Below are 5,599 nucleotides of genomic sequence, written 5' to 3'. Positions count from 1 at the left end.
CCTTCGGGTCACGGACTTTCGGGTCCTGAGGTTTTCGAACCTCGTGCTGTTTGACAGGTAAAACGGAAGAAAGAGAAACGTGGACGGCGGAGTCCTTGCGGATCTCGACGGAACCGAAAGGTTCTTAGAGATCGAATGAGACTTCGGCGTGTTTACGTTCTCGAGACCGGATGATCCCGCGAGGGATGTCCTGGTCTCAACCTCGTCAAGAGGTTTTGAGCGTAGCGACATTAGCCGAGATTAAATATCTCATTCAACTTGAGAGTTTGATCCTGGCTCAGAACGAACGCTGGCGGCAGGCTTAACACATGCAAGTCGAGCGCCCCGCAAGGGGAGCGGCAGACGGGTGAGTAACACGTGGGGATCTGCCCAATGGTACGGAATAGCTCCGGGAAACTGGAATTAATACCGTATAAGCCCGCAAGGGGAAAGATTTATCGCCATTGGATGAACCCGCGTCGGATTAGCTAGTTGGTGGGGTAAAGGCCTACCAAGGCGACGATCCGTAGCTGGTCTGAGAGGATGATCAGCCACACTGGGACTGAGACACGGCCCAGACTCCTACGGGAGGCAGCAGTGGGGAATATTGGACAATGGGCGCAAGCCTGATCCAGCCATGCCGCGTGAGTGATGAAGGCCTTAGGGTTGTAAAGCTCTTTCGCCGACGAAGATAATGACGGTAGTCGGAGAAGAAGCCCCGGCTAACTTCGTGCCAGCAGCCGCGGTAATACGAAGGGGGCTAGCGTTGTTCGGAATCACTGGGCGTAAAGCGCACGTAGGCGGATTGTTAAGTCAGAGGTGAAAGCCTGGAGCTCAACTCCAGAACTGCCTTTGATACTGGCAATCTCGAGTCCGGAAGAGGTAAGTGGAACTGCGAGTGTAGAGGTGAAATTCGTAGATATTCGCAAGAACACCAGTGGCGAAGGCGGCTTACTGGTCCGGTACTGACGCTGAGGTGCGAAAGCGTGGGGAGCAAACAGGATTAGATACCCTGGTAGTCCACGCCGTAAACGATGGAGGCTAGCCGTTGGTGAGCATGCTCATCAGTGGCGCAGCTAACGCATTAAGCCTCCCGCCTGGGGAGTACGGTCGCAAGATTAAAACTCAAAGGAATTGACGGGGGCCCGCACAAGCGGTGGAGCATGTGGTTTAATTCGAAGCAACGCGCAGAACCTTACCAGCCTTTGACATGCCCTGGACAGTTACCAGAGATGGTTTCTTCTCTTCGGAGCCAGGGACACAGGTGCTGCATGGCTGTCGTCAGCTCGTGTCGTGAGATGTTGGGTTAAGTCCCGCAACGAGCGCAACCCTCGCCCTTAGTTGCCATCATTCAGTTGGGCACTCTAGGGGGACTGCCGGTGATAAGCCGAGAGGAAGGTGGGGATGACGTCAAGTCCTCATGGCCCTTACGGGCTGGGCTACACACGTGCTACAATGGCGGTGACAATGGGAAGCAAGACCGCGAGGTTGAGCAAATCTCCAAAAGCCGTCTCAGTTCGGATTGCACTCTGCAACTCGAGTGCATGAAGTTGGAATCGCTAGTAATCGTGGATCAGCACGCCACGGTGAATACGTTCCCGGGCCTTGTACACACCGCCCGTCACACCATGGGAGTTGGTTTTACCCGAAGGCGCTGCGCTAACCCGCAAGGGAGGCAGGCGACCACGGTAGGGTCAGCGACTGGGGTGAAGTCGTAACAAGGTAGCCGTAGGGGAACCTGCGGCTGGATCACCTCCTTTCTAAGGATGTTCCTTCAAGATTGTCCTGATCTTCGGATCGCGACGCTTATCGGAACTCTTAGATCATAGCTGGTCAGTCAGACCGGCAACATGCGGGACGCCGCCGTCTTCGTTTCTCTTTCTTCATGGACGAGCCCAGGCTGTGGCGCGGTCCTCCGATGTTTCGGAGGACCGGCGCCTGACTGGCTTGGGGCCTGTAGCTCAGGTGGTTAGAGCGCACCCCTGATAAGGGTGAGGTCGGACGTTCGAGTCGTCCCAGGCCCACCATTTATCGGCGATGCTTCTGCTGCCGGGTCGCTCACCTAAACGGGGCCATAGCTCAGTTGGGAGAGCGCGTGCTTTGCAAGCATGAGGTCGTCGGTTCGATCCCGTCTGGCTCCACCATCCTTCTCGCGAAGGGTGGGCGTCGAGCCCGGATCGGCTCTTTCTTCTCGTCCATGAGAACCTGAATTCGCCGCATCGGCCTGGCCGGTGTGTGCGTGTTGTCTGACATCGTGAAAAAGCATTCATTCGATCGGCCGCGGGGCTTTTACCCTGGCAGCGGGTCGTGATCATGGGGCAACCCGTGAGACACGCCCGACGGAGCGTGACCGCACCGTCGTCGAATGAAGCGAAGCAAGCTGGTCTTTAGAATAGCTTCGATACCGTGAGACGGGTCTCTCAAAACCGTCTCGCCCCCGAGTTCCCCGCACAGGGAGCTCGGAGCGAGTTCCTACTTCGGGTAGGTATCGAAGATGAGAACGATCAAGTGTCTTAAGGGCATTCGGTGGATGCCTTGGCGCTGAGAGGCGATGAAGGACGTGGTACGCTGCGATAAGTTACGGGGAGCTGCGAACAAGCTTTGATCCGTAAATTTCCGAATGGGGAAACCCACCTTCGACGACTGGGACTCTGAAGTTTCACTTCAGAGCAATCTGAGCTGTGAAGCTTTGGAATTCCAGTTGTCAGATGAAGGTATCTAGCTCTGAATACATAGGGGTTAGAAGCGAACCCGGGGAACTGAAACATCTAAGTACCCGGAGGAAAGGACATCAACAGAGACTCCGTTAGTAGTGGCGAGCGAACGCGGATCAGGCCAGTGGTGAATGTGAGACAAGTGGAACCGGTCAGGAAAGCCGGGCCTTAGTGGGTGATAGCCCCGTACACGTAATGCAATCATTCATCCTCGAGTAAGGCGGGACACGTGAAATCCTGTCTGAACATGGGGGGACCACCCTCCAAGCCTAAGTACTCCTCAGCGACCGATAGCGAACAAGTACCGTGAGGGAAAGGTGAAAAGCACCCCGACAAGGGGAGTGAAACAGTTCCTGAAACCGGATGCCTACAAACAGTTGGAGCTCAAGGTTCGTCCTGGGTGACAGCGTACCTTTTGTATAATGGGTCAGCGACTTAGTCTGGCGAGCGAGCTTAAGCCGATAGGTGTAGGCGCAGCGAAAGCGAGTCTGAACAGGGCGTTCAGTTCGTCGGATTAGACCCGAAGCCGGGTGATCTAGCCATGAGCAGGTTGAAGGTGCGGTAACACGCACTGGAGGACCGAACCGGTGCCTGTTGAAAAAGTCTCGGATGACTTGTGGCTAGGGGTGAAAGGCCAACCAAACTCGGAAATAGCTGGTTCTCCGCGAAAACTATTTAGGTAGTGCCTCGTGTGAATACTCCAGGGGGTAGAGCACTGGATGGGCTAGGGGGATTTACCATCTTACCAAACCTAACCAAACTCCGAATACCTGGAAGTACTGCGCGGGAGACAGACGGCGGGTGCTAACGTCCGTCGTCGAGAGGGAAACAACCCTGACCTACAGCTAAGGCCCCCAAGTCGTGGCTAAGTGTGAAAGGATGTGAGAGTCCGAAAACAACCAGGAGGTTGGCTTAGAAGCAGCCATCCTTTAAAGAAAGCGTAACAGCTCACTGGTCTAGGATTCTTGCGCCGAAAATGTATCGGGGCTCAAGCCACGCGCCGAAGCTTAGGGTTTGCCTTCGGGCAAGCGGTAGCGGAGCGTTCCGTAAGCCTGCGAAGGAGGACCCGTGAGGGCCTCTGGAGGTATCGGAAGTGCGAATGCTGACATGAGTAACGACAAACAGTGTGAGAGACACTGTCGCCGAAAGTCCAAGGGTTCCTGCGTAAAGCTAATCTGCGCAGGGTTAGCCGGCCCCTAAGGCGAGGCCGAAAGGCGTAGTCGATGGGAATCAGGTGAATATTCCTGAGCCTGTGGGTAGTGACGAATCCCGTGTGTTGTCAGACGAATTGGTTCTGTTCTGGCTTCGAAGGGGTTCCAGGAAATAGCTCCCACATTATAGCCCGTACCCGAAACCGACACAGGTGGACTGGTAGAGTATACCAAGGCGCTTGAGAGAACTATGCTGAAGGAACTCGGCAATTTACCTCCGTAACTTCGGGATAAGGAGGCCTTCCATGTGGGCAACCATGTGGGAGGGGCACAGACCAGGGGGTGGCAACTGTTTAGCAAAAACACAGGGCTCTGCGAAATCGCAAGATGACGTATAGGGTCTGACGCCTGCCCGGTGCCGGAAGGTTAAGAGGAGAGGTGCAAGCTTTGAATCGAAGCCCCGGTAAACGGCGGCCGTAACTATAACGGTCCTAAGGTAGCGAAATTCCTTGTCGGGTAAGTTCCGACCTGCACGAATGGCGTAATGACTTCCCCGCTGTCTCCAGCATAGACTCAGTGAAATTGAATTCCCCGTGAAGATGCGGGGTTCCTGCGGTCAGACGGAAAGACCCCGTGCACCTTTACTGCAACTTTGCACTGGCATTCGTGTCGGTATGTGTAGGATAGGTGGTAGACTTTGAAGCGAGGGCGCCAGCTCTCGTGGAGTCACCCTTGAAATACCACCCTTATAGATATGGATGTCTAACCGCGGCCCGTTATCCGGGTCCGGGACATTGCATGGTGGGCAGTTTGACTGGGGCGGTCGCCTCCCAAAGAGTAACGGAGGCGCGCGATGGTGGGCTCAGACCGGTCGGAAATCGGTCGTCGAGTGCAATGGCATAAGCCCGCCTGACTGCGAGACTGACAAGTCGAGCAGAGACGAAAGTCGGCCATAGTGATCCGGTGGTCCCACGTGGACGGGCCATCGCTCAACGAATAAAAGGTACGCCGGGGATAACAGGCTGATGATGCCCAAGAGTCCATATCGACGGCATCGTTTGGCACCTCGATGTCGGCTCATCACATCCTGGGGCTGGAGCAGGTCCCAAGGGTTCGGCTGTTCGCCGATTAAAGTGGTACGTGAGCTGGGTTCAGAACGTCGTGAGACAGTTCGGTCCCTATCTGCCGTGGGTGTAGGAATATTGAGAGGATTTGTCCCTAGTACGAGAGGACCGGGATGAACGTACCTCTGGTGGAGCTGTTGTGGCGCCAGCCGCAGTGCAGCGTGGCTATGTACGGACGGGATAACCGCTGAAAGCATCTAAGCGGGAAACCCACCTCAAAACGAGTATTCCCTCGAGAACCGTGGAAGACGACCACGTTGATAGGCCGGGTGTGTAAGTGCAGTAATGCATTGAGCTTACCGGTACTAATCGTTCGATTGGCTTGATCGTTCTCATCCTCGATATCTATCGAAGGTGAGCTATCCAAAGACCAGATGCTCGAAAGAGTGTTCGCTCGAAAGAGCCTTGCTTCGCAAAATGCGTGTGCTTCGCCGGCCTGGTGGCCATTGCGAGGAGCCTGAACCCGATCCCATCCCGAACTCGGCCGTTAAACTCCTCAGCGCCGATGGTACTATGTCTCAAGACCTGGGAGAGTAGGTCGCTGCCAGGCCTGCCGAGCACATGCACGCTTCTTCACAATCTCACGAAAACCCCGCCGCGCAGAAATGCCGGCGGGGTTTTTGCGTTTAGG

Annotated in this window: 2 tRNA genes and 3 rRNA genes; all 5 read left to right on the top strand. The window is 55.4% G+C overall.

Going from position 1 to position 5,599, the window contains the following annotated elements:
- The first annotated feature begins 254 nt into the window (after positions 1 to 254).
- Positions 255 to 1,739: ribosomal RNA gene (locus LGR54_RS25590) — 16S ribosomal RNA — on the top strand.
- Between the two features lie 190 nt (positions 1,740 to 1,929).
- A tRNA-Ile gene (locus LGR54_RS25585) sits at positions 1,930 to 2,006 on the top strand.
- A gap of 41 nt (positions 2,007 to 2,047) precedes the next feature.
- Positions 2,048 to 2,123 (top strand) — tRNA-Ala (locus LGR54_RS25580).
- Between the two features lie 358 nt (positions 2,124 to 2,481).
- Positions 2,482 to 5,298 (top strand): 23S ribosomal RNA (locus LGR54_RS25575).
- A 105-nt stretch (positions 5,299 to 5,403) separates the two neighbouring features.
- Positions 5,404 to 5,518 (top strand): 5S ribosomal RNA (gene rrf, locus LGR54_RS25570).
- The 16S, 23S and 5S rRNA genes sit together here with 2 tRNA genes alongside, the layout of an rRNA operon.
- Positions 5,519 to 5,599 lie beyond the last annotated feature (81 nt).

Source organism: Ancylobacter sp. Lp-2 (assembly GCF_020523795.1).
GTDB lineage: Bacteria > Pseudomonadota > Alphaproteobacteria > Rhizobiales > Xanthobacteraceae > Ancylobacter.
This window is presented reverse-complemented; position numbering and strand designations above follow the sequence as displayed.